Below are 26,421 nucleotides of genomic sequence, written 5' to 3' on the forward strand. Positions count from 1 at the left end.
ATACGCAACGCCTTGAGCATATTAAGCAACGGCTTTCTGGCATCCGCTTTGTTCATGAGCGATGATGGACTACCATGTTCGTTTTGATGATTGTCGGATCAATAAAGATGGACACCCCATGACTCATCTTCGCAAAACATCTGCCGGCTTTACATTGATCGAAATGATGGTTGCGCTGGCCATCATCGGAATTCTGTCCACCATTGCCTTGCCGGCTTACCAAAACTACACCCGACAAGGGCGACGGGCAGACGGTCAAGCGGCTTTACTGGCCGTCGCCACCGCGCAAGAAAAGTGGCGCATTAGCCATACCACTTACACGAGCACCATCGGTGACCTAAGTGTTCCAGCGGTGTCAGAGTCTGGCTGGTACGATATTTCCATCCAGTCGGGTGCTACGGGGACAGGCTATACCGCTCAGGCGGTTGCCAAGTCAGGCACCAGCCAAGCCAACGACACCGGTTGCACCACACTCACCTTGGCTATCAACAACACCACCGGCACCACCACCCGTGGCCCCGCAGGCTGTTGGAAAAAATGAGCACACAATCCTCTGTAAAGCACCCTCAGATGAATGGCCGGTCAACCGGCCTCACCTTGGTGGAGCTTATGGTCGTGATCGCCATCGTGGCGGTGCTGGCCATGATTGCCGTACCGTCCTACACCAGCATGCTGGAAAAGCAGCGTTTGACCAGCGCCGCAGAGACCCTACTCTCCGATGTGCGCTGGGCCAAAAGTGAGGCCATCAAGCGCAACGTCAGGGTCAGGATCAGCTTCACCACCACAACCCCTTGGTCATACACCATCGTTGCCGACAACAACAATGACGCAACGTTCGACGAAACCGCTATTCGCACCGGAAGTTCAGCAGAATTCACGGGCGTTTCCATCAGCAGCACCGGTACCAGCATCACTTTCGATCCAGTGCGCGGCACACTTGTTTCAATCACGGGTTCAACAGTCACACTCAGCACTACCAATCTCTCCGCCAAAGTCGTCATCAGTTCTTTGGGTAGGGCCAGATTGTGCAATTTTGGGGGCTACGAAGCATGCAATTGAACAAGGCCAAAATTTCGTCTCAACAAGGTCTGTCCATCGTTGAGTTGATGGTGGGGTTGCTGATCGGCTTGGTCGTCTTGATGGGTGTCGGCAGCGTTTTCCTGAATTCTCTGCGCGGACAAACAGACAACATCCAACAAGCCCGCCTGAACCAAGAAATGCGCGCCGTGATGGATGTCATGGTGAAGGACATTCGACGGGCAGGTTTTGTCACCTCAAATCCGGTGCTCTACAGCAGCAGCCTTCAAAACAACCCCTTCTTCCAAACCGGTACGCCCAGCACTGACGTGACCATTCACAACTTTGGCACGGACGGAGATAGAAACTGCATTGTTTACAGCTACAACAAAAATGACAACGACCCGACCACCGTCGAGAGCAGCGACTTCAGCGGCTTCCGCTCTGACCCGAGCAGCGGGGTGGTAGACATGCGCAGCGGGGGCGGGACTACCGCTGCCGATTGCACCAACGGACAGTGGGAAGGCATCACAGACAAAACCGTCGAAATCGCCGCGCTGACGTTCAGTTTTCCATCTCCTATACCGCAATTGAACGTCACCGGCATGTCCACCGACACTGATGCCGATGGTTGCCTAGACGGTGATCGCTTGCTTGCCACCGACATCAACAGTGCTTGCACGGCCACCAACGAAGGCAATGGCTACTGCGATACCGGTGAGCTGTGCACGGTCTGCAAGACTGGTGACAAATGCTTGCAAGTACGGACGGTCACCATCACGTTGACCGCCCAATTGCGCAATGTCAGCCCGGTAGTCCGCCAAACCATCAGCCATCAAGTGCGCATTCGGAACGACAAGTACATCCCCTCATGGCCTTGAGGCATCAAAGGTTGAACATGCTGCACTCGATCCATTCGCCTAAGTACCTGAAACAACAGCAAGGAACGGTCGTATTGCTCACGGCGGTGGTGCTGGCGCTCATCATGGGCATACTGGCCTTGACCGCAGCTCGCACCAGCTTGATGGAGCAAAAAATCACGGGCAATGACATCCGTGCGCGCGAAGCGAGGGAGGCGGCAGAGGCCGGGCTGGAATTTGCGATGGCGTGGGCCGGTACACAGCCTATCACTGCCGCACTGACCTGTCCTGGCGGCACAGGTTGCCCAACCATTCCCACTATCACGGCCAGTACGTCGGGTTCTACGTATTCAAATACCGTTGTTTTCACCCCGGACACTAATTCAAAGAACTTTATTAAAGTGGTGGCGACAGCGATTGGAAACGATGGCAGCAGCGCCAAAGCAGAAAGTTGGATTAAACAAGTTAGCTTATTGAATAGCGATATAGCATTGCCCGCCCCGCTTATTATCAACGGCGGACTGTCTGACGTCACCGGCAACCCGTCTTTAACTAAAATCAGTTCTGATGCAACGGGTATTGTTACAAGCGGCCCATCATCTAGCATCGATACAGGACATTTAAACATAGGGCCTAATCCTGCGACCAACACCATTCTCCCGAACGCCTTTTCATCCACAGCGTGGCAATATGTCTTTAAAATTCCACTGAGCCAAGCCATTGCCGAGGCTCAAGCAAATAACAACGTCTACCCCTCTCCCCCCAACAATACAACCCCATTTTATTACTACAACAGCAGCAGCCACATTAATGATGGCTATGAATATGGTTCATCCGTCAAGCCTATTGTCATCATCATAGGTTCATCGCATTGCCCAAAAATTAATGGGAGTCCCACCATATACGGCATAGTATATTTTTCAGCCACATCTGGCTGTAGTGACCAAGGTTGGGGTGGAGCCACCATTTACGGGTCGGTAATGACTGAAAGCAATATTACAAAACTTACCGCCAATTCCAAATTCATTGCCACAGGCAATTCAGGCACACCCGGCAATACAGGAACCAATATATTCTTAGATTACGCCACTACTATTCCCGGCGCTTGGAAAGACTTTTAAATGGAAAATAGAAATAAAAACTTTCTATCCAACAAAGGCATCGCCCTGATCGAAGCGATGGTGGGCCTTCTACTGTTGGCCGTGGCACTGCTGGGTTTGGCTCGCTTGCAGGGTGTGCTATTGCGCGATGCCGGTGACAGCCGCATCAAGACACACGCCTTGAATACCGCCCAAGAAAAAATAGAACAGTTGCGCAGCTTCAGCCGCAAAAATCAATACGCCGCTTTGGGCGATGGCAACGACACCATCACCGCCGCCAACGCCACCCTGAGACGCACTTGGGCAGTGAACAACTGCACCACGCCCACGGGTTGCACCTACAAAATTGTCAACGTACAAACCAGTTGGACTGACAGCCAAGGCAAATTTCAAACCGTGCAATTGACCTCATACATTGGCGAAACAGATCCGGTCAGAGGTGGGGTGGCATTGGCTTCCTCCACCTCTGGCTCCAGCAGCACTACTTCCAGCAGCACTACTTCCAGTGGCACTACTTCCAGTGGCACTACCTCCAGCGGCACTACCTCCAGCGGCACTACCTCCAGCAGCACTACCTCCAGCAGCACAACTTCCAGCGGCTCTTCTGGTGGTGCTACTTGCAGTATCACCAATGTGTCACCAAACGGGGGCATCATAAAGAAAGGTGTAGATTTCACAATTACTTACACCATTAGCGCGCCCGGCGCGATAACAACTGCGACACCATCTAACGACAATGCGAATAAAAAGAACGGCACCAGTGCAGCAAACAGTTCAGTCTTAATTACGCCCGCCAACGGAAATGGCAAAACTTTTGAAATCACTATATCAAATAATGGTGGTACTGGGTGTTCGTTTAAAACCAACACATTTACAACGACTAACTGAAGTAAGTTATGCCGATCACATGTTTCACTTTATCAAATCGCGCAGTGGTTTAACCTGCCAGCTCCATCACAATAGTATATGTCGCATCCCGGACGATTCTCACGCCGGTTACTGGGGGGCACTGGTATTGGTAGCATGGCTGGTAGCTGACGTTTTCTTTCACGTCAATTTCCATGTATCTGCCTGGGTCGGTGGTGTGCCAGCTTTGTTGCTGCCTCTGGTGTTCGGCTTTTATGTCATGGTGCTGCATGAAATGCCGCGTTGTCGGGCTTTGCGCATGCCCACTCCGCCGCTTGATTCCCGGTGGCGTTGGCGCTCCGCATTCATGCGTTTTTTGGTGGTCTTCGCAGCCATCAGCGTAACAACCGCCTTGGTTCACAGTCATTACTATTTTTTGGGTGATGCCTTCCATTTCACCCGGGATTTCTATTTCAGTATTTGGTGTCTGGTGCTGCTCTTTGGGCTGCCTTACATGCTCGTCACGCTGCGCTACCGGGGTGAATCGGTGCTCGACTTTAACGATTTTTCGATCGTGCTGCTGGCTGGTGGCCGTGCCTTAAAACGCTGGCTGGCAGCCAAACTCCACGGCAGATCATCTGCTCGGCATCTCGCAAGTCTCAAGAACAGGCGGTTGCGCAAAATGCTCTTGGTCTATCTGGTCAACGTGTTCTTTTTGACCTTGATGACCCGTTTCTTTGCGCAACAATGGGCCGACGCATCGCTCGATTTCAAACAAATATTGCAAGACTTACATGGGAAAATTTTTTATTTTGATTTTTTCAGTAGAATACATTTATTATTAATTCATGTTTTCTTGACCATAGATACCGGCTTGGCCATCATCGCCTACACGGTATCGACGCGATGGCTGGGCAACCGTGTCCAAAGCATCGACATGACGGCCTCGGGTTGGGCTGCGGCTTTGTTGTGCTATCCACCGTTCAACGATGCGCTGTCGCAGTTCATTGGTTATGGGCGTTTTGAAACCACCCACTGGCTGACTTGGGATTGGGCCAAGATGCTGGTGATGACCCTTGTCCTTGTGTGCATGGGTGTTTACGTTTGGGCAACCATGGCCTTGGGTTTCAAGTTCGGCAATCTGGTCAATCGCGGCATTGTGAGTTCAGGCCCATACCGCTACCTGCGTCACCCCGCCTACGCGGCCAAAAACCTGTCGTGGTGGCTGGACAACACCCATGTACTGACGAATCCGGCGGCCAGCCTCGCACTGCTGGCGTGGAATATGGTCTATTGGTGGCGCGGCACAACTGAGGAACACCATCTTTTACGAGATGCCGGTTATCGCCGGTACAGCGAATCGACGCGCACAAGGTTTTTGCCACGCTTGAGCATCACAACCGGTCAATGAGAGAAGGGCATGGAGCCGTGTTACGCTTACGCGACCCATTTTTTTGAAATTTTGACAACTTATGAGCTTGAAAAAATACAGTGCTGAACACGTCTGGCTGGAGCCGCACGGCGACGGCACCGCCACGGTGGGCATCACCGTGCATGCGCAGGACGCGCTGGGCGATGTGGTGTTTGTGGACTTGCCTGCCGTGGGGGCCACGTTTGAAGCGGGTGCGGTGGCTGCGGTGGTGGAGTCGGTCAAGGCCGCTGCCGATGTGTACATGCCCGCCAGCGGCACGGTGCTGGCCGTGAACGAGGATCTGCGCGCCGACCCGGCGCTGGCCAACAGCGCACCGCTGGACGCGGGCTGGTTTTTCAAAGTGCAATTGTCCAACCCCGCCGAGCTGGACAAGTTGCTGGACGAAACCGCCTACGCAGCACTGCCGCAGTAACGCCACAGCGCCGCAACGCGCTGCCGCCGCCGCCGGGCGTTGTGCTGGCGTCAGTGCAGCGCGATGGCGTCCATGGCCAGGTAGCGGTACATCACCTCGCGGTTGAGGTACTCGACGCGCGGCGCGTCCTCGGGCTGGCCCCAACCCGCCGCGCCCAACGCAAAGCAGAGCGTGACGAAGTGCTCGTCGGTGGGGTGGGCGCGCACGGCGTGCGGGGCCAGGGCGCGGTAGTTGAACAGGGCGGCGCTGTCCTGGCGCTGGAGCGTATCTTCCACCCAGCGGCTGAAGGCTTCCACATACGGCTCGGCACCGCTGGCCTGGGGCGGCCTGCCGCTGGCAAATTCGCGCAGGTTGTGCGTCATGCTGCCCGATCCGATGATGAGGATGCCCTGCTCGCGCAGGTCGCGCAGCGCGTAGCCCAGGGCGTACAGCTCCTGCGGCGTGTAACCGGCGGGCAAGGCCACCTGGATCACCGGCACCTGGGCCTGCGGCAGCACAAACAGCAGCGGCACCCAGGCGCCGTGGTCAAACGGGCGTTGCGGGTCGGCCTGCGCGGGCGCACCGGCGGCTTGCAGGCGTTGCAGCACTTGCTGTGCCAGTTCTGGCGAGCCGGGCGCGGGGTATTGCAGTTGGTACAACGCGTCCGGGAAGCCACCAAAATCGTGCCAGGTCTCGGGTTGCGGATGCGTCATCACCAGTGGCGCGCGCGCCATCCAGTGCGGTGACATCACCACCACACCGCGCAGCGGCGGGGCATCGGGCGCTTGCAGGCGCTGGCCCAGGGCCTGCAAGGCGGGGCCGGTTTGGCCGGGATCCAGCGCAAACAAGGGCGAACCGTGCGAGATGAACAGCGCCGGCACACGGGCTGGGGCAGTGGCGACGGTGGAAGCTACGGAATTCAGGGTTGTCATGCGGCACACTGTACCCAAAATCAGCGGCCAACGCGGTTGGCAGCACAGGTGGGGCCACAGCAGTGCGTACCGCTGCCTGCGCCCATTGGCTGCGCGACAATACGCCCTGCCCCGCGCCGTCACACTGGCGGCGTGGTGGCTTTTTTTCGTCTTAACCGCCTCTGCCCTGCCCATGATTGACCGCTACGCCGTGATTGGCAACCCCATCAGCCACAGCAAATCGCCCCTGATCCACACCGGATTTGCCCACGACAGCGGACAAGCGATGAGCTACACCACACTCGAAGGGCCACTGGGTCAGTTTGCGGCCACAGTGAACCAATTTCGAGCCGAGGGGGGCAAGGGGCTGAACGTGACGGTGCCGTTCAAGCTGGACGCTTGCGCCTACGCCACCGACTTGGCCGACAGTGCCCGCAGCGCCGGGGCGGCCAATGCGCTCAAGTTCGAGGGCGACCGCTGTTACGCCGAAAATTTTGACGGCGTGGGACTGGTGCGCGACATCACGCACAACCTGGGCCACGCGCTGCGGGGCCAACGTGTGCTGCTGCTGGGGGCGGGCGGTGCCACGCGCGGCGCGGTGTTGCCCATCTTGCAGCAAAGCCCGGCGCGGCTGTTCATTGCCAACCGCACCGTGGCCAAGGCGCAAGACTTGGTGGCCGAATTCCTGGCCCACGGGACCAGTGCGGTGCTGGAAGGCGGGGGCTATGGTGATTTGGGCGCAGCGGAGGTGTTCGATGTCGTCATCAACGCGACCTCGGCCAGCCTGGGGGCGGAGCTGCCACCCTTGCCTGCCAGCGCCTTTGCCGCTGAGGGTCTGGCCTATGACATGGTGTACGGCAAAGGGCTGACACCGTTCCTGCAACTGGCGCAGCACAGCGGCGTGGCCCATTTGGCCGACGGCGTGGGGATGCTGGTCGAGCAAGCCGCCGAAGCGTTTGCGTGGTGGCGTGGCGTTCGGCCCGAGACGCGCTGCATGATTGAACGCATCAGCGTACCGCTGCAATAACCGGCCTAGGAGACACCCCACCATGCAACAATACCTCGACCTTGTGCGCCAGGTGCTGGAACACGGCAGCTGGCAAAGCAACCGCACCGGCATCCGCACCCTGAGCTTGCCCGGCGCCATGATGCGCTTTGACTTGCAACAAGGCTTTCCCGCCGTCACCACCAAGAAGCTGGCCTTCAAATCGGCCATTGGCGAGTTGCTGGGCTTTTTGCGGGCTTCGCGCAGTGCGGCGGATTTTCGGGCACTGGGCTCCAAGGTTTGGGACCAGAACGCCAACGAGAACGCCGCTTGGCTGGCCAACCCGTACCGCCTGCAACCCGACGACCTGGGGCCGGTGTACGGCGTGCAATGGCGGCAATGGCCCGCCTACAAGCTGATCGACTTGGACCAGCCCAGCAGCCACGACCAACTGGCCGATGCGCTGCAACGTGGCTACCAGCAGCTTGGCATTCTGGTGCAGGATGCCCACCACCTCACGCCCGGCTACGGCCACAGCGCGCGCCAGATGTTGCTGTACAAGGCCATCGACCAGCTGCGCCAGTGTCTGGACACCATCGTGCAGAACCCCAGCGACCGACGCATTTTGTTCCACGGCTGGAACTGGGCCCAACTGGAGGAAATGGCACTGCCACCGTGCCACCTGCTGTACCAGTTCTTGCCCAATGTGGAGAAGCGCGAAATCTCGCTGTGCCTGTACGTGCGCAGCAACGATCTGGGGTTGGGCGCGCCGTTCAACCTGACCGAAGGGGCGGCCTTGCTGCACTTGGTGGGGCGGCTGACGGGCTACACCCCGCGCTGGTTCAGCTACTTCATTGGGGACGCGCACATCTACGAAAACCACCTGCCCATGGTGCAGGAACAACTGCAACGCGAGCCCTTCCCCGCACCGCAGTTGGTGATCTCCGACCGGGTACCGGACTACGCGCAAACGGGCGAATACGCGCCCGAATGGCTGGAGCTGGTGGAGCCGGGCGACTTCAGCTTGGAAGGCTACCAACACCACCCACCGCTGACGGCGGCGATGGCGGTGTAAACCACATTCAAGCCCGTGGCAGGGTCACGCCGTGCTGGCCCTGGTACTTGCCTCCCCGGTCTTTGTAGCTGGTCTCGCACACCTCGTCGCTTTCAAAGAACAGCACCTGCGCGCAACCTTCGCCCGCGTAGATCTTGGCGGGCAACGGCGTGGTGTTGCTGAACTCCAGCGTGACGTAGCCTTCCCATTCGGGCTCAAAAGGTGTTACGTTTACTATTATTCCGCAATTGTGGACGAACACACCGGATTCGAGGGCGAAGTTGCCCGCCTCGGGCACGGTCAGGCAATACACGTCGTGTTCACCGCCCACGGAGCGCACCGACTTGACCTTGTGGTTGCGCACCGCGTGCGAGGCACGGCCCCGGAACGCCGCCAGTTCCTGCGGAAAACGCCGGAAGGTGGAGCGGTCACAGTCCAGCAGACGCGCAGCGGCACGAATGGAACCCGTCTGGTGCAGGGCTGCGGTCACGGCCTGGGCAGTGATGTCCTGACGCAGGCGCAACTGGCGGGCGTGTTCGGCCTGTTGCACACGGCGGTCGCTGGCATCGGCCCAAGCGGCGCGCATGCGCTCGCCTTGGCGCACGCGCTCGGCCTGATCGCGGTAACGCTCCAGCATGGCTTGGCGGTGTGCTTCGCGGGTGGCATCGGACACGTGCTGACGTTGCGCCAGCAGGCGCTCGCGGGCCTCAGCGTACCGGCTTTCTTGCCAGAAGGCGGTGGCGCGCTCGCTTTGCAGCTGGGCGTAACGCTCGGCCCAAGCCGGGTCTTGCAGGCGTTGTTGCAGTGCTTCCCGGATGGCGGCGCTGTGCTCTTGCGGGTCAAAATCGGGGCCGTAGTTGTCTTCGTTGTGGTGGGTGATGTGCTCGCTCGCGGGCATACGCACCAAGTTCCACGGGTTGTTGTTGAGACGGTCGTGGTCCACGTGGTGGCGGTGGGTGCCCGCAGCATCGGCGTAGATGCCATGACGCAGGTTCCACTCATCGGCCAGCCGGTGGGTGGGGTAGGCGTGGCCGCTCAGGGGGTGGTACACGGTCTCGTAGCCGCGCGCCAGGCTGCGGTACAGCGGCATCAGCGACACGCCGGGCGTGAGTTCGGCGGCGGCCATCCAGCGGCCATCGCGCAGCATGAACTGGTGGTCGGGCGTGGCGTGGATGATCTGGTCGTTGTCCAGCTCCACCGCCACCAGGTTGTCGCGCCCGATGTAGCGCGGCGCCTCCAGCCGGGCCACGATGACGCGGCCATTCTGGCCCATGCTGTAACCCCAGAACATTTCGCCGTTGTCGGCGCGGCGGGCCATGTCTTCCAGCGTGGGGGCGGTGCCGTCCACCAACGCCACGCGGGTATCGCCCCGGAAGCAGCGGGCGTAGGTGCTCTTGCCCAGACAAATGGTTAAAACATTGCGTGGTATGCGGAAGTATTCGACCGTGCGGGCCAGTGCAAAGCTGTTGGGAGGGATGATGCAGGAATCGCCGTGGAAATCGACAAAGCTTTTCTCGTCGAAGTTTTTCGGATCGACCACGGTGCTGTGGATGTTGGTGAACACCTTGAATTCTGGCGCGCAGCGGATGTCGTAGCCGTAGCTGCTGGTGCCGTAGCTGATGACTTTGTGGCCGTTGACCTGGCGCACCTGGCCGGGCTCGAACGGTTCAATCATGCCGTGCTGTTCGGCCATGCGGCGGATCCATTTGTCGCTTTTGATGCTCATGTTGGTGCTCTCCAGTTGGCATCAATTGTAGGCCCGCCGCATGACGGCAAGCCTACTGACCATCAGCGCCGCGTCACTCGTGGCGCAGGGCTTCGATCGGATCGAGCCGTGCCGCGCGGCGCGCCGGAAAGTAGCCGAACACCACGCCGATGCCCGCCGAAAACGCAAACGCCAGCAGGTTGATGCCGGTGTCGAACTCGAACGGCACATCCATCAGCACCGACAGGCCCAGTCCGGCTCCCAGCGCCAGCACCATGCCGATGATGCCACCCAGCGCGGCCAAGACCACGGCCTCGATCAGGAATTGCAGCAACACTTCGCGTTCCAGCGCACCAATGGCCAGCCGCAGGCCGATTTCGCGCGTGCGTTCGGTCACGCTCACCAACATGATGTTCATGATGCCGATGCCCCCCACCAGCAAGCTGACCGCCGCCACCGCCCCCAGCAGCATGGTCATGACGCGGGTGGTGCTGGCCATGGTTTCGCCCAGTTGTTTGGTGTCGAGCACGTTGAAGTTGTCCTCGTCGGCTTCGGCCAGCTTGCGCCGTTCGCGCAGCAGGTCGCGCACACCGGCCTTGACGCGCTCGGCGTCGCTGCCGTCGGCCATCGTCACCAGCAAGGTGTTGACGCGGGTGTTGCCCGTGACGCGGCGCTGCAGGGTGTGCAGCGGCATCACCACCACGTCGTCCTGGTCGTTGCCAAACGCGCCCTGCCCCTTGGAGGCCAGCACGCCCACCACCTCGCAGTTCATCTGCTTGACGCGCACCGGCGCGCCCAGCGCGGACTGGGTGCCAAACAGTTCGCGGCGCACGGTTTCACCAATCCAGCACACCGCCGCACCCGCACGCAGTTCGGACGGGTTGAAGGTGCGGCCTTCGGCCAGCGTCCAGTTGCCGGTGGTGAGCCAGTCGTTGGTGCTGCCCACCACCAGGCTGCTCCAGTTGCGGCCATTGGCCACCACGGTGCTGCCGCTGCGGGCCTCGGGGGCCACCACCTGTACGCCACCAATTTGCACGGCCATCGCGGTGGCATCCTCTTCTTTGAAGGCGGGCGCGCTGGAACCGCTGCTGCCTGGCCCCAAACGCTGGCCGGGCCGCACTTGCAACAAGTTGGTGCCCAGGCCAGCAATTTGGTTTTGAATGGCCTGCGTGGCCCCATTGCCCAACGTAACCATGGTGATGACCGCAGCCACCCCAATCACAATGCCCAATACGGTCAAAAAAGAGCGCAACAGGTTGCGCCGGATGGAGCGCAGCGCCAGCACCAGAGCGTTGAGAAACATCAGGCCACCTCAATCACAGGTTGCAGCGTGGATGACGGGTCGGGCAGCGCCAGCCCGACCGGGGTGTGGCGGCAATCGTCGGCCACCACGCCGTCCACAAAGCGCACCACGCGGCTGGCGTAGGCGGCGATGTCGGGCTCGTGCGTCACCATCAGGATGGTGATGCCGTGCTCGCGGTTGAGGCGCTGGATGAGTTCCATGATTTCGTGGCCGCGCTTGGAATCGAGGTTGCCGGTGGGTTCGTCGGCCAACAACACCTGCGGCTGCGTAACGATGGCGCGCGCAATGGCCACGCGCTGCTGCTGCCCACCCGAGAGTTCAGCAGGCGTGTGGTGTTCCCACCCCGCCAACCCGACCGAGGCCAGCGCCTGACGCGCCGCCGCGTGGCGCTGGGCCGCTGGCTCACCCCGGTACACCAGCGGCAGCTCCACGTTCTCTTGCGCCGAGGTGCGTGCCAGCAAATGGAAGCCTTGGAACACAAAGCCAAAGTAGCGCCGCCGCAAGCGCGCCCGCTCGTCGCGGCTCAAGGATTGCACCGGCACGCCCCGGAACAAATACTGGCCGCTGGTGGGCGTGTCCAGACAGCCCAGCGTGTTCATGGCGGTGGATTTGCCCGAACCACTCGGCCCCATGATGGCCACAAAATCACCCTCGTCGATGTCCAGATCCACACCCTTGAGGGCCTGGAACGCGGTGCCGCCCTGGCCGTAGGTCTTGGTGATAGCGCGCAGGCTGATGAGCGGTGGCACTGTATCGGGCCGGACGGGCGCACTGGCGGTGGCGTTCACGGCTTGCCCCCGTTGCTGCGCTGGTCGGTGATGATGGGCAAACCTTCGCTCAAGCCCTCACCGCTGACTTCGGTCATGCGTCCATCGGTGATGCCAGCGGTGACGGGCAGGGCCTGCGGCTGGCCATCCTTGAGCACCCACAGCTGGCGCGCGCCGGGGCGTTCGTCCACCTTGGCGGTTTTGGGCGCATTGCTGCGCGGCGGGCGGGGCATCATGCGGCTGAGCACGCTGGTGCTGCCGCTGGCCTTGGCGCCGGCGTCCGGGTTGAAGCGCAAGGCGCTGTTGGGCACCACCCACACATTCTGGCGCTCGGTGGCAACGATGGTGGCCGAAGCCGTCATGCCGGGGCGCAGGCTCAAATCGGGGTTGCTGACGTTGAGGGTGGTGGTGTAGGTGACCACGTTGTCGGTCTTGGTGGAGCCAAAGGCCACGCGGGTGATGTCCGCCGGGTACTGCCGCGATGGGTAGGCGCTGACGGTGAAGCTGGCCTTCTGCCCCACCTTGACCGCACCCACATCGGCTTCGTCCACGCTGACCTCCAGCCGCAGCTTGGTCAAGTCTTCGGCAATCGACATCAGCGTCACGGCTTGCAGCGACGCGGCCACCGCGTTGCCGGGTTCTACCGTGCGCGACAACACCACGCCGTTGATGGGTGAGCGGATGGAGGCTTTGCTCAGGTTGGTCTCGGCGGTCGTGAGCGTGGCGCGGGCCTGGGCCACGGCGGCTTGGGCGCTGTGGCGGGTGGCGGCAGCGCGTTCCACCGAGGCGCGGCCCGTGTCGAGTTCTGCCGCTGAGGGCACTTTGCCACCCGACAGGCGCGCCACTTCTTCCAACCGGGTCAGGTTGGCCTGAGCTTCTTGCAAGGTGGCCCCCGCCTGGGCCAGTTGCGCTTGGGCCGCCGCCAGCCCGGCTTTGGCGCTGGTCACTTGGTCTTGCAGTTTGGCGGTGTCCAGCACCACCAGCACCTGGCCTTTGGTCACGCGGTCGTTCACATCCACCAGCACCTCGCGCACGGTGCCCGACAGTTCACTGCCGATGTTGACCATGCGGGTGGGCTGCACGGTGCCATTGGCCGCGACGGTCAACGTCAGGTTGCCCCGGCGCAGGGCTTCGGTCACGTACACCGGGCCGCTTTGGGCGCTGGTCTGGCCTTGCCAGTAATACACACCGCCCCCCAGCGCCAGCAACACCACCGCACCGGCCCACCATTGCGGGCGTTGCCACCAGCGGCGTGGGTGGTCAGCCCCCAACAGGTTCTGGATGGCGGCGGCCTGGGCCGAAGTGGGCAGATTGGAAGGAGCGGCGGTGGTTTTCATGGCAGGCGGCAGGGCAAACAAGGACGGGAACGGACAGCCCACACGGGGGCGTGGTTCGCAGTGAAATCAGCGGGCGGTGGCAGGCTCGGCCACCGTGGCCGGGCCGGATGGCGTGACGACGGAGCTGCCGCTGGCAGTGGCAACGGTACCATCAGGGCTGGGTGTCCAGCCACCCCCCAGCGCCTTGTAGAGGCGCACGTGGTCGGCGCTGTGGGTGGCGCGGGCGGTTTCGAGCTCGCTTTGTGCCGACAGCAAGGTGCGCTGCGTGTCCAACACGGTGCGAAAGTCGATCAGGCCACTGGCGTAACGCTGGCGCGCCAGCAGGTTGGCGTTGGCCGCAGCCTGAGCGGCGGCTTGCAGGCGTTCCATGCGCTCGCGGTTGTAGCGCAAGGCGTTGAGGGCGTTTTCCACGTCTTGCAACGCCGCCAACACAGTGGCTTCGTAGCCGATACGCGCTTGCTCCAATGCGGCTTGCTGCGCTTGCACCTGGGCACGGGCGGCACCCCCATCCCACAAAGTGCCGCTGACGCTGGCCAGCAAGATGCGCGTCAGGGCAGCGATGTCGAACAGGTCGCTCCAGCGGGCCGCCCCCAAGCCCAGCGAACCCGACAGGCTCAAGCTGGGGTAGCGTGCCGCATCGGCCTGTGCCAGGCGGGCCCAAGCGGCCTGGATGCGGTGTTCGGCGGTACGCACATCGGGGCGCTGGCGCAAGGTGTCTGCCGGAAAGGCCAGCGCCAGCGTAGTATCGGGCTGCGGCACCGGCTGGGCATGGGCCAGCCAGCGTTGCACATCGGCCAACGGCTGGCCGGTCAACACCGCCAGCGCCTGCACGGTCTGGGCCAAGCTGTTGTCGAGTGCCGGCAGTTGGGCCTGGGTCTGTGCCACTGCGGCGCGGGCCTGTTCCAAATCGATGGAAGAGGCCAGCCCGGCCTGCACGCGCCAGTCGGTGAGTTGCAGGGTGTCCTGCTGTGCCACCAGGTTTTGCCGTGCTATCGCTAAACGTGCCTGCAAACCGCGCAGTTCGATGTAGTTGGTCGCCACCTCGGCGGCCAGACTGACGCGCACCTGCCCCACATTGGTGGCGGCCGCTTGCACATCGGCCTGACTGGCGGCGGTGGCACTGGTCAAGCGGCCAAACACATCGGCCTCCCAGCGTGCATCCAGCCCGGCGCGGAAGGTGTTGCCGGGCGTGTTGTCGCCCACTTGGCTGCGCTGTGCGGAGCCAGAAGCGCCGAGCGTCAACCCCTGGTTGGCCTGCACCACGTCACGCAAGGCGCGGGCCTGTTGCAATGCGGCCTGCGCGGTGCGCACGCTGGTGTTGGCTTGCAAGGCTTGCGTGACCAGCGCGGTCAACGGTTCGTCGTGGAACACACGCCACCAGTCGGACTGCACGGGCTGGCCTGCGGGGGGCAAGGGCGCAGCCCACTGCGCTGGCACACCGCCAGCCACGGTGGCGCTCATGCCACCCGCACCATCCGCCACAGGGGGGACGTGCGCACAGGCCGTCAACAACGTCAACACGGCACACGCCGACAACACTCGGTTCAGAGGCATACGCAGCGCCAGCACAGTGGCTTTCCTTGCAAAAAAGACAACAACAGACACCGATAGTGCCACGTTCAAGCCGCAAAGTTCCCGCTGGCCAGCACGGTGCGCTCCACCGCCCGATCGTCGCCCAGCACAATCAGCGCAAACAGCAGTTCTTCCAAATTCTGCGCCTGGGCGCTGCGCCGCGCCAGCAGTGGCGTAACTTGCGGATTGAGCACCACAAAATCGGCCTCGCTGCCCACGCACAAGCTGCCCACCACGCCGCCCAAGCCCAACGCCTGTGCCGCGCCCGCCGTGTGCAGCCACCACAGGCGGCTGGGAGTCAAGCTCACGCCCAATTTGGCGTAACCAGCCGCCACGCTGCCTGAGCGCCCCGCCGCGTACGCCGCCAGCATGGTGTGAAAGGGGCTGAAACTGGTGCCCGCGCCGATGTCGCTGGCCAGGCCATACGCACAACCCGCCGCGTCGGCGCTGGCAAAGTCAAAACAGCCACTGCCCAAAAAGAAGTTGCTGCTGGGGCAGACCGCCACCGCGCTACCGCTGTCGCGCAACAGGGCGCGGTCGTCCTCGTCCAAGTGGATGCCGTGGGCGTACACCGCACGTGGGCGCAACAGGCCAAACCGCTGGTACACGCTCAGGTAGCTGCGGTCATTCGGATAGAGTTCGCGCACCCAGCGCACTTCGTCCAAGTTTTCCGCCACATGGGTTTGCACCCACACATCGGGGTAACGCGCGGCCAGTTCAGCGGCACCGCGCAACTGGGCATCGGAACAACTGGGCGCAAAGCGCGGCGTAATGGCGTAGCCCAGCCGCCCCACCCCGTGCCAGCGTTGGATCAGGGTTTCGGTGTCGGTCAAACTTTGCTCGGTGGCATCGCGCACACCATCGGGCGAATGGCGGTCTTGCAGCACCTTGCCCGCCATCAGGCGCAAGCCACGCTGGTGCGCCTGCGCCAACAAGGTGTCGGCGGCCACCGGATGCGAGCTGGCAAACGCCAGCGCCGTGGTCACACCGTGGCGCTGCAATTCGTCCAAAAACACCCCAGCCACCTCGGTGGCGTAGGCGGGGTCGGCGCAATGCGTCTCGTGCGGGTAGGTGTAGCGCTCCAGCCACGGCAACAACCCCTCGGCGGGCGATCCCACCACGTCGGTTTGGGGGCAGTGCAGGTGCAAGTCGATGAAACCCGGCGCAATCAACCGCCCCGGCCAATGCGTCACCGCCACATCGGGGTAGACCGCGCGCAAATCGCGGTAAGCGCCCACCGCCCGCACACGCCAGACACCGCCGGCCACCGCGCCATCCCACGCCACCACCAACAGGCCATCGGCCTCGTAGCGCGGCGCGGGCTGGCCATGTGCGTCGGTGTGATCCGGCGCAAACCACAGCAAAGCCGCACGGTAGGCGTGCAGCGGTGCTGCCTCAGGCGCTGGCGGGGCGGTCATGCTCATTGGGCGCGGATGGCGCTGGTCAACACCCGGGTGTTGTAGCGCATCATGCCGATGTAGCTGTCGGCCTCGGTGCCGGGGGCGGACAACGAATCGGAATACAACCCCTCCTTGGCCGGGCGCAAGCCGGTTTCGCGCGCAATTTGCTCGATCAGGCGCGGGTCGGAAATGCTTTCAACAAACAACGCCTTGGCCCCCTCTTTTTTGATCTGGCGCACCAGCCGCGCCACACCTTGCGCCGAGGCCTCGGATTCGGTGCTCACCCCTTGCGGCGACAAAAACCGCACCCCGTACGTGTCGGCGTAGTAGCCAAACGCATCGTGCGACGTGATGACCAGACGCTGCGGTGCCGGGATGGCCTCCCAGGCGCTGCGAATGTCCTGCTCCAGCTGCTGGAGTTCCTGCGTGTAGGCGCTGGCGTTGCGGCGGTAGCCATCGCATCCCGTGGCATCGGCGGCGCACAGGCCTTGCGCGATGTTGGCAACGTAAGTGCGCACGTTGGCCACGTTCTGCCAAGCGTGCGGATCGGCAGCGCCAGCCTTGTGCCCGTGGCCATGCTTGTCGTGGCCGTGGGCATCGCCCGCGCCCTTGAGCGGTTGAATGCCCTGGCTCACCACCACGTGCTGGCCTTTGAATTGGGTGGTTTTGAGCAAACGGCTGATCCAGCCCTCAAACCCCAACCCGTTGGAGAACACCACCTGCGCTTGCCCCACCTGCTTGGCCTGCGCCGGCTTGGGCTGGAACACGTGGGCATCGCCGCCCGGGCCCACCAGCACGGCCACGGCCACGCGCTCGCCGCCCACGCGGCGCACCACATCACCCAGAATGCTGAAACTGGCCACCGCTTTCACGGCGGGCAGCTCGGCGGCTTGCACCGGGGTCAACCAGCCAGCCACCAACACACCCAAAGTGACACCCGACACCGTACGGGACAAAACTTTCTGCACAGAAGTCATAAAAAATCAAGCTTTCAAATGCACCGGCGAACGCCAGTAGTTGCGTAATACGCCATAACGCCCCACCACCATCGACAGCAGGTACAACACCCCCAACGACAGCACAATCACCGGGCTGGTGGGCCAATCGGCGTGGTACGACACCAACAACCCCGCCACACACGCCAGCAACGCCAGCAGCGCCGCCAACCCCAACAAGGGCGTGATATTGCGCACCCAGAACCGCGCCGTGGCGGCGGGCAACACCATCATGCCCACCGACATCAGCGTGCCCAGCGCGTGAAACCCCGCCACCAAGTTGATGACCAGCAACACCAAAAAACCGTAATGGCTGACGGGACTCCAGCGGCTGACGGCGCGCAAAAAGGCCGGATCCAGACACTCCAGCACCAAAGGCCGGTACAGCAGCGCCAGCGACACCAACGTCACACACGCAATGCCCGCCAGCAGCCACAGCGCCGGGTCGTTGAGCGCCAGCACCGTGCCAAACAGCACGTGCAGCAAATCGACGTTGTTGCCCCGGGTGGACACAATCAACACCCCCAGCGCCAGCGACAACAAATAAAACGCGGCCATGCTCGCGTCCTCGCGCAACACCGTGCTGCGCGCCACCAGCCCTGAGGCCACGGCAATCACCAACCCAGCCACAATGCCGCCCACCGTCATGGCCCCCAGCGACAGCCCCGCCACCAAATAGCCAATGGCCGCCCCCGGCAAGATGCCATGCGCGATGGCATCTCCCGTCAAGCTCATGCGCCGCAGCATCAAAAACACGCCCATGGGCGCGGCACTGACCGACAGCGCCAAACTGCCCGCCAACGCCCGGCGCATGAAACCGAATTCCGCAAACGGCCCCACCAGCGCCCACCACAACGCGGCCAAGCTCCAGCCGCTGTCTTCCAGACCGTTCATGCGGCCACCTCATCGGCATCGCACACCGGGGCACGGTCGTCAAACGGCTCGTGCAGCCCTTGGGCACGCTGCCAGTTGGCCTCGGTAAACACCTCGGCGGTTGGCCCCCAGGCCACCAGCTCACGCGCAATCATCAGCGTGTGCGAGAAATGCCCCAACACCTGCGCCTGATCGTGCAGCACCGCCACCACCGTCTTGCCCGCGTCGTGCCACTGGTGCAGCAGCGCCAGCAAATCGGCGGTGGTGCGGGCATCGACGGCGGCAAAGGGCTCGTCGAGCAACACCACGGGCGCGTCCTGCAACATCAACCGCGCAAACAGCGCGCGCTGAAACTGGCCACCGGAGAGCGTATCGAGCGTGCGGCGTTCAAACCCCCCCAGACCCACCGCCACCAGCGCCTGCTCACACCGCGCCAGTTGCGCCCGCGAGAACCGGCCCCAAGCCCCGACCTCGTGCCACAGGCCCATCGCCACCATGTCCAGCACCGAAATGGGAAAGCTGCGGTCCATGCTGGCCGCTTGCGGCAAATAGGCAATGCGCTGGCGCTCCAGGCCGCGCGTATAGCCCTGCAACGGGCGCAACTGCCCGGCCAGCGCCTTGATCAGCGTGGATTTGCCCGCCCCATTGGGGCCGACGATGGCCACCAGCGCCCCCGGCGGTATGGTGAGCGACACGTGGTGTACCGCCGGATGCCGGTCGTAACCCAGCGTCAGGTTGTGCAATTCAATCGGAACCTGATTCATTGCATGGCCCACAGCATCAGGCCCAGCACCACGGCACACACCGCCAGCACCCAGCCCAGCCGCCACGCCACCGAATACAGCAACCACGATGCCTGCGGTACAGGCAACGCCAACGCAGCAGGTGACGTAGCGTGGTGGCGGGTGTGATGGGCGTGCGCGTGCTCCCCCGTAGCGGGGTGGATATGCGCATGGTCGGCATGGGAATGGGAGGATGAGCGGGTCATGAAGCACCGCATCATAACGCAACACAGTTGCAATAACAGTGGCATCCGCTATCATCACGCCATGCCCGACCACACCGCAGCCCCTCTCCCTACACCGCCTGCGCTGCCCGCAGAGGGGCTGGCCTTGCTGGCACAACACGGGCTGCGCCGCACCGGGGCCACCTGCACCGTGCTGGCCCTGTTCTGGCACGACCCGCACTGGCACCCCAGCCACGCCGAGGTCGAAGCCGCACTGGCCCCGTTGGGCGTGGCACTCAACCGCGTGACGCTGTACCGGCTGCTGGATCGGCTGGCCGCTGCGGGCCTGCTGGAACGCCACACCGACACCGACAGCCGCACTTGGCGCTTTGCGCTGGCCGCCCACCACACCAACGACCCCGACGCGCCACGCTTCGAGTGCGATGCCTGCCACCGGCAATTCCGCGTCAGCGCGGCCAGCCACAGCACCCGCAGCGCCACCGATGCCCTGCTCCACGCGCTGGCCAGCCTGGGCCACCACGGGGCGCGGGTCGATCTGGCCGTACACGGTACCTGCGCCGGATGCGTCAGCCCGGCGGCAGCGCCTGCACCCTCGGGCCCTGTGCGCTCAAGCGGCCATGCCTGAAGGCAACGCCACATCGGCCAACGGCCAACGCGGCAACACCTGAAACTGGTACGACGTGGTCGGGTCAATACCCAAATCGGCCAGACCCGCCTGCACCCGCATCCCGGCTGCCAGTGCAATCATCGCGCCGTTGTCGGTACACAAATGCAACTCCGGGTAATGCACCCGCACCCCCCGCTGGGCACACGCTTGGTTCAAATCAGCGCGCAACTGGGCGTTGGCCCCCACACCACCGGCCACCACCAGCCGCTTCAGACCCGTTTCCTTGAGCGCCGTCATCGATTTTTTGACCAGCACTTCCACAATCGCGGCCTGGGTCGAAGCGGCCAGATCGGCCTTGCGCGCCTCCAGCGCATCGCCCAGCTTCTTGGCCTGCGTCAACACCGCCGTTTTGAGCCCGGCAAACGAAAAATCCAGATCACCACTGTGCAACAACGGACGTGGCAGCTTGAACGCCGCTGGGTCGCCCCGCTGCGCCAGCCGCGACAGCGCAGGCCCGCCCGGATAACCCAACCCCATCAACTTGGCCGACTTGTCGAACGCCTCGCCCGCCGCATCGTCTATCGTCTCACCCAGCAAGGTGTAACGGCCCACGCCATCCACCCGCATCAGCTGCGTGTGCCCACCCGATACCAACAGCGCCACAAACGGAAACTCGGGCGGGTCGGCACTCAAAAACGGCGACAGCAAATGCCCCTCCAAATGGTGGATGCCCAGCGTGGGCTTGCCCAGCGCCGCGGCCATCGCACACGCCACGCCCGCACCCACCAGCAAGGCCCCGGCCAGCCCCGGGCCTTTGGTGTAGGCCACCGCATCCACCTGTTGCAAGGTGCAACCCGCCTGTTGCAGCGTGGCCTCGGTCAGCGGCAGCACGCGGCGGATGTGGTCGCGGCTGGCCAGCTCAGGCACCACCCCCCCATACGCCTGGTGCATCTCGATCTGGCTGTGCAGGGCGTGGCCCAGCAAGCGCGGTGTGCCCGCAGCGCCAGCGTCCACCAGCGCCACCCCGGTTTCGTCGCACGACGATTCAATACCCAATATCAGCATGGCGGCAAGTGTACGCGCCACCGTTGTAGCCCCAGCGCACTGCGCCAGCGCGGTATCTGCAAATAACCCATTCGTCTAACAAAGCGGGGACAATCTGCGCTCAACGCATTTCAACCCCCTGCCGCCATGAACACCACCACCTCCACTGCCCTGCCCCGTGTGACCCTGGTTGGCGCTGGCCCGGGCGACCCGGAACTGCTCACCCTCAAGGCCGTCAAGGCCATCGCGTCGGCCACCGTGGTGCTGGTGGACGATCTGGTGAACGAGGCCATTCTGGCGCACGCCTCGCCGCAAGCGCGCATCGTCCACGTGGGCAAACGCGGCGGCTGCCAATCCACCCCGCAGGCGTTCATCGAGAAAATGATGGTCCAGGCCGCCCAGGCGGGCGAGCGCGTGGTGCGCCTCAAGGGCGGCGACCCCTTCATCTTTGGCCGGGGCGGCGAGGAAGTGGAACACCTGCAAGCCGCTGGCGTGGCGGTGGACGTGGTCAACGGCATCACCGCCGGGCTGGCCGCGGCCACCTCGCTCAACGTGCCACTGACCCACCGCGAACACGCGCACGGCGTGGTCTTCATCACCGGCCACGCCAAGCCCGGCGACGCGGGCACCGACTGGGCCGCGCTGGCCCACTGCGCGCAACAGGCCAAGCTCACGCTGGTGGTCTACATGGGCGTGTCCAGCATCGAGCACATCCAGGCCGGCTTGCTGCAAGGCCTGCCCGCCCGCACGCCGGTGGCCATCGTGCAACGCGCCAGCCTGCCCCAGCAGCGCCACGCCACCACCACCCTGGCCGACATGGCCCACACCCTGCACGCCCAACACCTGGGCAGCCCGTCGGTGCTCGTCATTGGCGACGTGTTGCAAGGGCTGGCGCAACTGGATCAGCCGACGCAACCCGCCCTGCGCCGCACCGCCTGAACCCGGGCGCCCCCCTGGCCAACACACGCCCAAATCGGCAAATTTAAACAATTTAAATCAATTTAACCACCTGAAGGGTGCAACAAAAACAACAAAAGACTCCGCTATACTCAGCCGCCGTTGGCCGCGCGTACGGTCTTGTTATTTTTTGTCCACCCCCATGAAAAAATCCGCCACCGCTGCGCTGCTGATCGCCGCCAGCCTCACCGCCACCGCGCAAGACACCGGCTCCAAGATCGAACAGAGAACCTACGCGCTGCCCCAATGTGCCCAGCCCGTGGCCAAGGTCGTGGTGGGCAAGCTCAGCTGCAAATCGGCGGGCTGCCGCGAGGACGGCAACAACCTGCCCAACGACGGACTGGGCGTGCTGGCCAGAATTGCATTGGCCAACCAGGAAGGCGGCAGCCAACAAACTTTTCCCGGTGCAGGCGAAGGCATGTCGGCCATGCTGACCACCACCCTCAAGGCCACCGGCTGCTTCGACATCCAGGAGCGCGAAGCCCTGGAAGAACTCAGCAAGGAACTGGCGCTGGTGGGCAAGAAAGTGGAAGTCGATCAGGCCGAGTTCATGATCTCCGGCTCCATCACCTCCATGAACATGAGCACAGAGAAAAAGTCGTTCGGCGGCGGTTTCATCCCCATCCTGGGCCACATCGGGGTCACCACCAAGACGGCCGACGTGGGCCTGGACATCAAGCTGATCGACGTGGCCCGGGCCAAGGTGCTGGACTCCAAGACCTTCGAGGCCAACAACGAAACCAGCAGCACCTCGTTTGGCGCGGCGGGCTTTGGCGGTGGCGCCCTGCTGGGCGGCAGCCTGTCGGGCATGAAGAACACCCCGATGGAGCCCATCATCCGCGACGTGCTGGCACAGGTAGCGTCCTACACCGCCCACCGCCTCATGACCGTCAAGGGCGTGGCCATCCCGGCCCCCGCAGCGGCCACGGCCACACCTACGCCCGCCACCGCCACGCCAGTGGTCGCCACCAACTGAAGCACCGCGGCCCAACGGGTGCGGCAAGGACACTGCCAATCCCAGGCCGCACAAAGTTGCAACAGTTTGTAACAGGCCTGCGAAAACATGCTACCGTGTATTGAAGCCATTCACCACGGTAGCCGCCATGCCACACACCCCCACCCCTGCCACACCCGACAGCACCGCCGCCTTGCGCTATTACAAGCCCACCAAGGAAGGCCGGCAGACCCTGACCCGCGAGCGCATACGGCAAATCGAGACCATTGCCATGCGCAAGATGAAGCGCGAATTCGCCCGCCGTGGCATCAGCGTGCGCGACCTGTTGGGCTGAAACCACCATGAGCGCCCAGAGCCATCCTGCGCTGATCTATTACCCCAGGTTCCGCGAAGCCTTCCTGCACTGCCCGATGGCATACGAATGCAGCGCCGACTGGTTCAAACTGCTGCCCACCGAGCGCCACGATGTGCGGCACTGCACCACCTGCCAGCGCGACGTGCATTTCTGCACCGACCAACAGCAGCTCGATGCCAACGCCACCCAGCAGCACTGCGTGGCTTTTTACGAGGGCCACCCGAACATCCCGCGCGAACGCCCACCCGAAATGCGCCTCGGCATCCCCAGCTACCGCATCCGCGACGGCATTGCGGTTGCGCTGTCACGCAACAAACTCCATAGTTTTATTGAAGATTTATAGATACCAAAATAAAAAAATTGGAAAATTTTTGTAAAAGATATTTTTGGATAAATTTAAAAATTACTCTCTATGAGATTTTAGAGCAAATAAGATAAGGTAATTAAATGTATTATAGAAGTTGGCGTTCTAGGGGCTGGGATGGATCATCAAGACCCTCCAAGTATTCCTCTTTGGTTGGCATGTTTGGAGATGCGGTCGGACAAATCCGTAGCGCATTTTTGAGTCTTGATGAAGATGCGCGGAACGAGCTTTTTTACGACTATGGCGCAATTCATGGTGATTCTGCTGAAAGATATGCGCGGAAAACTTTCCCAAAATGGAAAAGCGGCGCTACCAATCTCTCCGGTCAAACGATGGAGCGGCTTGTAGAGCTAGTCCCACCCTATCTTTTACCTGAACAGCGCTTTTCAATACTTCAAAATGTCTTGAAGCGCCATAAAAAATCGGCATCAAATCAATATATTGAAATAAATATCAAAGAGCCAGCCGCCGGATTTTCCGAACTCCAATCAGCCTTAGCTTCAATGTCCCACGATGACGTTTTGGCGCATCTTCCAGCAAATGTAATGAAAGCAGCTTCGTGGCTCTATGATGACGACATCACTGGAGCACGAGCGATGCTTGCTAAGGCTGAGCGATTAGAAAACGACATGATCCGAACCAAAGCTGCTCGAGAAATTGAATTACTTAGAAAAACGATTTCGTCCGGGAAAATTAAAACGGCCAGCTACAGTGTTGAGATGCCTGCCGGGAAATTAAACGTTATAGCCTACACTCCCTCCAAGTGCTTTGTCGCAACCGTTTGCTTTGGCGAGAATGCCCCAGAAACAGCGGCGTTACGAAGGTGGCGCGACGATTACCTGATCAAAAAGGAATGGGGGAGAAAATTTATCGTTTGGTATTACGAAAACGGTGAAGTACTAGCCGAAATCACCACCAGATCATCAACTTTAAAATATCTAGCCACGACTATTATTATTTTTATAATAACTTTATTACAAACAAATCGTACAGGAACACCAAATGAGTGACGGAAGAAATCTTTCCAACAGAAGTCAGAATGGCAATGCCATTCAATTGCACGACCAAGGCTTAAAAGCAGGCTCTTTGATAGATCAGTCACTTTCTAGACTAAATAAGGAGCAAGCTCAAAACCTAGTTGCAAAGGCTGGAGAAGAGGCGTTGCGACTTGAAGTCAAGCATCGTGAGCAGAATATAGATTATATGATAGGCAAGAAGGCCGTAGAAGATCATATTGATACTTTCAAAATACTCGAAAAAGGCGGTAACACTACACGTCAAACCGTAGTCTCTGATATCAAGACTGGGGCGGGAAATATGAGAATCGAAAGCAAGTCTGGTGCGACTTGTTTCGTTGCCTCCGTCGCTTATGATGACCCGAACCATCCCGACGTGATGCACCTCAGACAATATCGCGATACCGTATTAATCAATTCAAATTTTGGCAAATATTTTATTGCTTGCTATTGGAAAATAGGGCCAAAGATCGCTAGAATCGTCAAGAAGTCAAAAATCTTGAAAGAGGTTTCGCGCTACCTAATTTCAAGAGTTGTGAAGATTATCTAACTCAATAGTGCCATCTGTCACCGCTTGCGCCAGCCAGTGCATCTGCGCCTCATCGAGCTTGGACGATCGTCTTGGTATCGGCTTGGCACGCAAGGCCTGCTCGCATCCCTTGCAGAAGTACGACACATGGCAGAAATTTTACGGAACTGAAACTACTTTCTAAAAACTCTGTAGAAGCGCGCAGGGCAGCCTGATGGATTTGGCCATCTTCGCACCACAGTGCGAAAATACCGCCCCATGACGCTCCACCCCATCCCCGCTTTCTCCGACAACTACATCTGGGTGCTGCACCACGCCGGGCAGGCGTGGGCGGTCGATCCGGGCGACGCCGCCCCGGTGCTGGCCTACCTGGCCGAGCACCAGCTGCAACTGCAAGGCATCCTCCTCACGCACCACCACGCCGACCACGTGGGCGGCGTGCAGGAGCTGCGCGAGGCCACCGGCGCCGCCGTATACGGCCCGGCGTTCGAGACCCTGCCCGAGCCGGTGCAGCGCCTGGGCGGTGGCGACAGCGTCACCCTACTGGGCCACCGCTTTGACGTGCTGGACGTGCCGGGTCACACCAGCGGCCACATCGCCTACCACTGCGCCGACTGGGACGCCGCGCCGTTGCTGTTCTGTGGCGACACCCTGTTCTCGGGCGGCTGTGGTCGCATCTTTGAGGGCACGCCCGCACAAATGCTGGCTTCATTAGACGAGCTGGCAGCCCTGCCCGATACCACCCGTGTCTGCTGCACCCACGAATACACCCTGAGCAACCTGCGCTTTGCGCTGGCGGTCGAGCCCGGCAACACCGACCTCGTGGCCTACGAACAAACCTGCCAGCAACTGCGCGCCGCCGACCAGCCCACCCTGCCCAGCACGCTGGGGCTGGAGCGCCGCATCAACCCCTTCCTGCGCAGCCGCCTGGCCGACGTGGTGGCCAGCGTGCAGCAGCAAGCCCCCGACACCCCGGCCAGCGACGAGGTGGCCGTGTTCGCTGCCCTGCGCGAGTGGAAGAACAACTTCCGCTGACGCCCGCCCCGCTGGCCCCACCCCGGCGGGAACCCACACCCGGC

The 26,421-nt window shown here is 61.7% G+C and carries 28 protein-coding genes and 3 pseudogenes; 17 read left to right on the forward strand and 14 right to left on the reverse strand.

What is annotated here, in order from left to right; genetic code table 11:
• Window positions 1-64: 64 nt before the first annotated feature.
• From CON76_RS00555 to gcvH, 7 genes are all read left to right on the forward strand, one after another.
• Window positions 65-541, forward strand: coding sequence for a type IV pilin protein (locus CON76_RS00555; RefSeq protein ID WP_276308985.1), 477 nt, complete (start codon window positions 65-67; stop codon window positions 539-541).
• Window positions 538-1,059, forward strand: a complete 522-nt coding sequence (locus tag CON76_RS00560; protein ID WP_101101048.1) for a GspH/FimT family pseudopilin — start codon at window positions 538-540, stop codon at window positions 1,057-1,059. The genes CON76_RS00555 and CON76_RS00560 overlap by 4 nt, the downstream gene beginning before the upstream one ends.
• On the forward strand, window positions 1,050-1,898 hold the full coding sequence (locus tag CON76_RS00565) for a PilW family protein (protein WP_101101050.1): 849 nt from the start codon (window positions 1,050-1,052) through the stop codon (window positions 1,896-1,898). Before CON76_RS00560 ends, CON76_RS00565 begins: the two co-directional genes overlap by 10 nt.
• 17 nt (window positions 1,899-1,915) lie before the next feature.
• Complete coding sequence (locus tag CON76_RS00570; protein ID WP_169928939.1) at window positions 1,916-2,998, forward strand: pilus assembly PilX family protein; 1,083 nt, start codon at window positions 1,916-1,918, stop codon at window positions 2,996-2,998.
• Window positions 2,999-3,865, forward strand: a complete 867-nt coding sequence (locus tag CON76_RS12980; RefSeq protein ID WP_169928940.1) for a hypothetical protein — start codon at window positions 2,999-3,001, stop codon at window positions 3,863-3,865.
• A gap of 19 nt (window positions 3,866-3,884) precedes the next feature.
• Window positions 3,885-5,234, forward strand: coding sequence for a methyltransferase family protein (locus CON76_RS00580; protein ID WP_169928941.1), 1,350 nt, complete (start codon window positions 3,885-3,887; stop codon window positions 5,232-5,234).
• A 61-nt stretch (window positions 5,235-5,295) separates the two neighbouring features.
• Window positions 5,296-5,667, forward strand: a complete 372-nt coding sequence (gcvH, locus tag CON76_RS00585; RefSeq protein WP_101101056.1) for a glycine cleavage system protein GcvH — start codon at window positions 5,296-5,298, stop codon at window positions 5,665-5,667.
• A 50-nt stretch (window positions 5,668-5,717) separates the two neighbouring features.
• Here gcvH and CON76_RS00590 read toward each other — a convergent pair whose 3' ends face one another.
• Complete coding sequence (locus CON76_RS00590; protein WP_101101058.1) at window positions 5,718-6,578, reverse strand: DODA-type extradiol aromatic ring-opening family dioxygenase; 861 nt, start codon at window positions 6,576-6,578, stop codon at window positions 5,718-5,720.
• A gap of 172 nt (window positions 6,579-6,750) precedes the next feature.
• On the opposite strand from CON76_RS00590, the gene aroE reads away from it, so the two are divergent.
• Entirely contained in the window at window positions 6,751-7,584 is an 834-nt protein-coding gene (gene aroE / locus CON76_RS00595) for a shikimate dehydrogenase (protein WP_101101060.1), read from the forward strand.
• A 22-nt stretch (window positions 7,585-7,606) separates the two neighbouring features.
• Entirely contained in the window at window positions 7,607-8,617 is a 1,011-nt protein-coding gene (locus CON76_RS00600) for a thymidylate synthase (RefSeq protein ID WP_101101062.1), read from the forward strand.
• A gap of 7 nt (window positions 8,618-8,624) precedes the next feature.
• On the opposite strand, the pseudogene CON76_RS13360 reads toward CON76_RS00600, so the two are convergent.
• The 12 genes and pseudogenes from CON76_RS13360 to CON76_RS12660 all read right to left on the reverse strand — a co-directional run.
• Window positions 8,625-8,843 (reverse strand): annotated as a pseudogene (locus CON76_RS13360) (dCTP deaminase); the annotation flags it as partial.
• Window positions 8,844-8,849: 6 nt separating this feature from the next.
• Window positions 8,850-9,998, reverse strand: a pseudogene (locus CON76_RS13365) (Hint domain-containing protein); the annotation flags it as partial.
• Window positions 9,972-10,322, reverse strand: a pseudogene (locus tag CON76_RS13370) (dCTP deaminase); the annotation flags it as partial. The pseudogenes CON76_RS13370 and CON76_RS13365, both read right to left, overlap by 27 nt.
• Window positions 10,323-10,395: 73 nt before the next feature.
• Window positions 10,396-11,604 (reverse strand): ABC transporter permease, encoded by a 1,209-nt coding sequence (locus CON76_RS00610; protein ID WP_101101066.1) that lies wholly within the window; start codon window positions 11,602-11,604, stop codon window positions 10,396-10,398.
• Window positions 11,604-12,392, reverse strand: coding sequence for an ABC transporter ATP-binding protein (locus tag CON76_RS00615; protein ID WP_240592693.1), 789 nt, complete (start codon window positions 12,390-12,392; stop codon window positions 11,604-11,606). Before CON76_RS00615 ends, CON76_RS00610 begins: the two co-directional genes overlap by 1 nt.
• On the reverse strand, window positions 12,389-13,708 hold the full coding sequence (locus CON76_RS00620; protein WP_101101070.1) for an efflux RND transporter periplasmic adaptor subunit: 1,320 nt from the start codon (window positions 13,706-13,708) through the stop codon (window positions 12,389-12,391). The genes CON76_RS00615 and CON76_RS00620 overlap by 4 nt, the downstream gene beginning before the upstream one ends.
• Window positions 13,709-13,774: 66 nt before the next feature.
• Entirely contained in the window at window positions 13,775-15,262 is a 1,488-nt protein-coding gene (locus CON76_RS00625; protein ID WP_101101116.1) for an efflux transporter outer membrane subunit, read from the reverse strand.
• 65 nt (window positions 15,263-15,327) lie between these two features.
• Window positions 15,328-16,704, reverse strand: a complete 1,377-nt coding sequence (gene guaD, locus CON76_RS00630) for a guanine deaminase (protein ID WP_240592695.1) — start codon at window positions 16,702-16,704, stop codon at window positions 15,328-15,330.
• On the reverse strand, window positions 16,701-17,657 hold the full coding sequence (locus CON76_RS00635; RefSeq protein WP_101101072.1) for a metal ABC transporter solute-binding protein, Zn/Mn family: 957 nt from the start codon (window positions 17,655-17,657) through the stop codon (window positions 16,701-16,703). The genes guaD and CON76_RS00635 overlap by 4 nt, the downstream gene beginning before the upstream one ends.
• Before the next feature lie 6 nt (window positions 17,658-17,663).
• On the reverse strand, window positions 17,664-18,569 hold the full coding sequence (locus CON76_RS00640) for a metal ABC transporter permease (protein ID WP_101101073.1): 906 nt from the start codon (window positions 18,567-18,569) through the stop codon (window positions 17,664-17,666).
• Complete coding sequence (gene aztA, locus CON76_RS00645; RefSeq protein ID WP_101101075.1) at window positions 18,566-19,312, reverse strand: zinc ABC transporter ATP-binding protein AztA; 747 nt, start codon at window positions 19,310-19,312, stop codon at window positions 18,566-18,568. Before aztA ends, CON76_RS00640 begins: the two co-directional genes overlap by 4 nt.
• A complete protein-coding gene (locus CON76_RS12660) occupies window positions 19,309-19,536 on the reverse strand; it encodes a hypothetical protein (RefSeq protein WP_145995280.1) in 228 nt (75 codons plus the stop codon). The genes aztA and CON76_RS12660 overlap by 4 nt, the downstream gene beginning before the upstream one ends.
• Window positions 19,537-19,597: 61 nt before the next feature.
• On the opposite strand from CON76_RS12660, the gene CON76_RS00650 reads away from it, so the two are divergent.
• Entirely contained in the window at window positions 19,598-20,140 is a 543-nt protein-coding gene (locus CON76_RS00650) for a Fur family transcriptional regulator (RefSeq protein ID WP_240592696.1), read from the forward strand.
• Here CON76_RS00650 and tsaD read toward each other — a convergent pair.
• A complete protein-coding gene (gene tsaD, locus CON76_RS00655; RefSeq protein ID WP_101101077.1) occupies window positions 20,123-21,187 on the reverse strand; it encodes a tRNA (adenosine(37)-N6)-threonylcarbamoyltransferase complex transferase subunit TsaD in 1,065 nt (354 codons plus the stop codon). The two genes, CON76_RS00650 and tsaD, sit on opposite strands and share 18 nt — an antisense overlap.
• 126 nt (window positions 21,188-21,313) lie before the next feature.
• Here tsaD and cobA point away from each other — a divergent pair, with 126 nt between their 5' ends.
• From cobA to gloB, 7 genes are all read left to right on the forward strand, one after another.
• Window positions 21,314-22,105 carry a uroporphyrinogen-III C-methyltransferase gene (gene cobA, locus CON76_RS00660; RefSeq protein WP_101101079.1) on the forward strand — a complete coding sequence of 264 codons (792 nt, stop codon included), beginning with the start codon at window positions 21,314-21,316 and terminating at the stop codon, window positions 22,103-22,105.
• Window positions 22,106-22,265: 160 nt separating this feature from the next.
• Window positions 22,266-23,099 (forward strand): CsgG/HfaB family protein, encoded by an 834-nt coding sequence (locus CON76_RS00665; protein WP_101101081.1) that lies wholly within the window; start codon window positions 22,266-22,268, stop codon window positions 23,097-23,099.
• A 127-nt stretch (window positions 23,100-23,226) separates the two neighbouring features.
• Window positions 23,227-23,412, forward strand: coding sequence for a hypothetical protein (locus CON76_RS00670; RefSeq protein ID WP_145995281.1), 186 nt, complete (start codon window positions 23,227-23,229; stop codon window positions 23,410-23,412).
• Window positions 23,413-23,419: 7 nt separating this feature from the next.
• Window positions 23,420-23,776 carry a hypothetical protein gene (locus CON76_RS00675; protein WP_101101085.1) on the forward strand — a complete coding sequence of 119 codons (357 nt, stop codon included), beginning with the start codon at window positions 23,420-23,422 and terminating at the stop codon, window positions 23,774-23,776.
• A 179-nt stretch (window positions 23,777-23,955) separates the two neighbouring features.
• The gene (locus CON76_RS12665; RefSeq protein WP_169928942.1) at window positions 23,956-24,807 is read left to right on the forward strand and encodes a CFI-box-CTERM domain-containing protein; all 852 of its coding nucleotides are present in this window, start codon (window positions 23,956-23,958) and stop codon (window positions 24,805-24,807) included.
• Complete coding sequence (locus CON76_RS12670; RefSeq protein WP_145995283.1) at window positions 24,800-25,363, forward strand: CFI-box-CTERM domain-containing protein; 564 nt, start codon at window positions 24,800-24,802, stop codon at window positions 25,361-25,363. Before CON76_RS12665 ends, CON76_RS12670 begins: the two co-directional genes overlap by 8 nt.
• Before the next feature lie 237 nt (window positions 25,364-25,600).
• A complete protein-coding gene (gene gloB, locus CON76_RS00685) occupies window positions 25,601-26,377 on the forward strand; it encodes a hydroxyacylglutathione hydrolase (protein WP_101101089.1) in 777 nt (258 codons plus the stop codon).
• The last annotated feature ends 44 nt before the right edge of the window (window positions 26,378-26,421 follow it).

Source organism: Macromonas bipunctata (assembly GCF_002837135.1).
In the GTDB taxonomy this organism is placed as follows: domain Bacteria; phylum Pseudomonadota; class Gammaproteobacteria; order Burkholderiales; family Burkholderiaceae_C; genus Macromonas_A; species Macromonas_A bipunctata.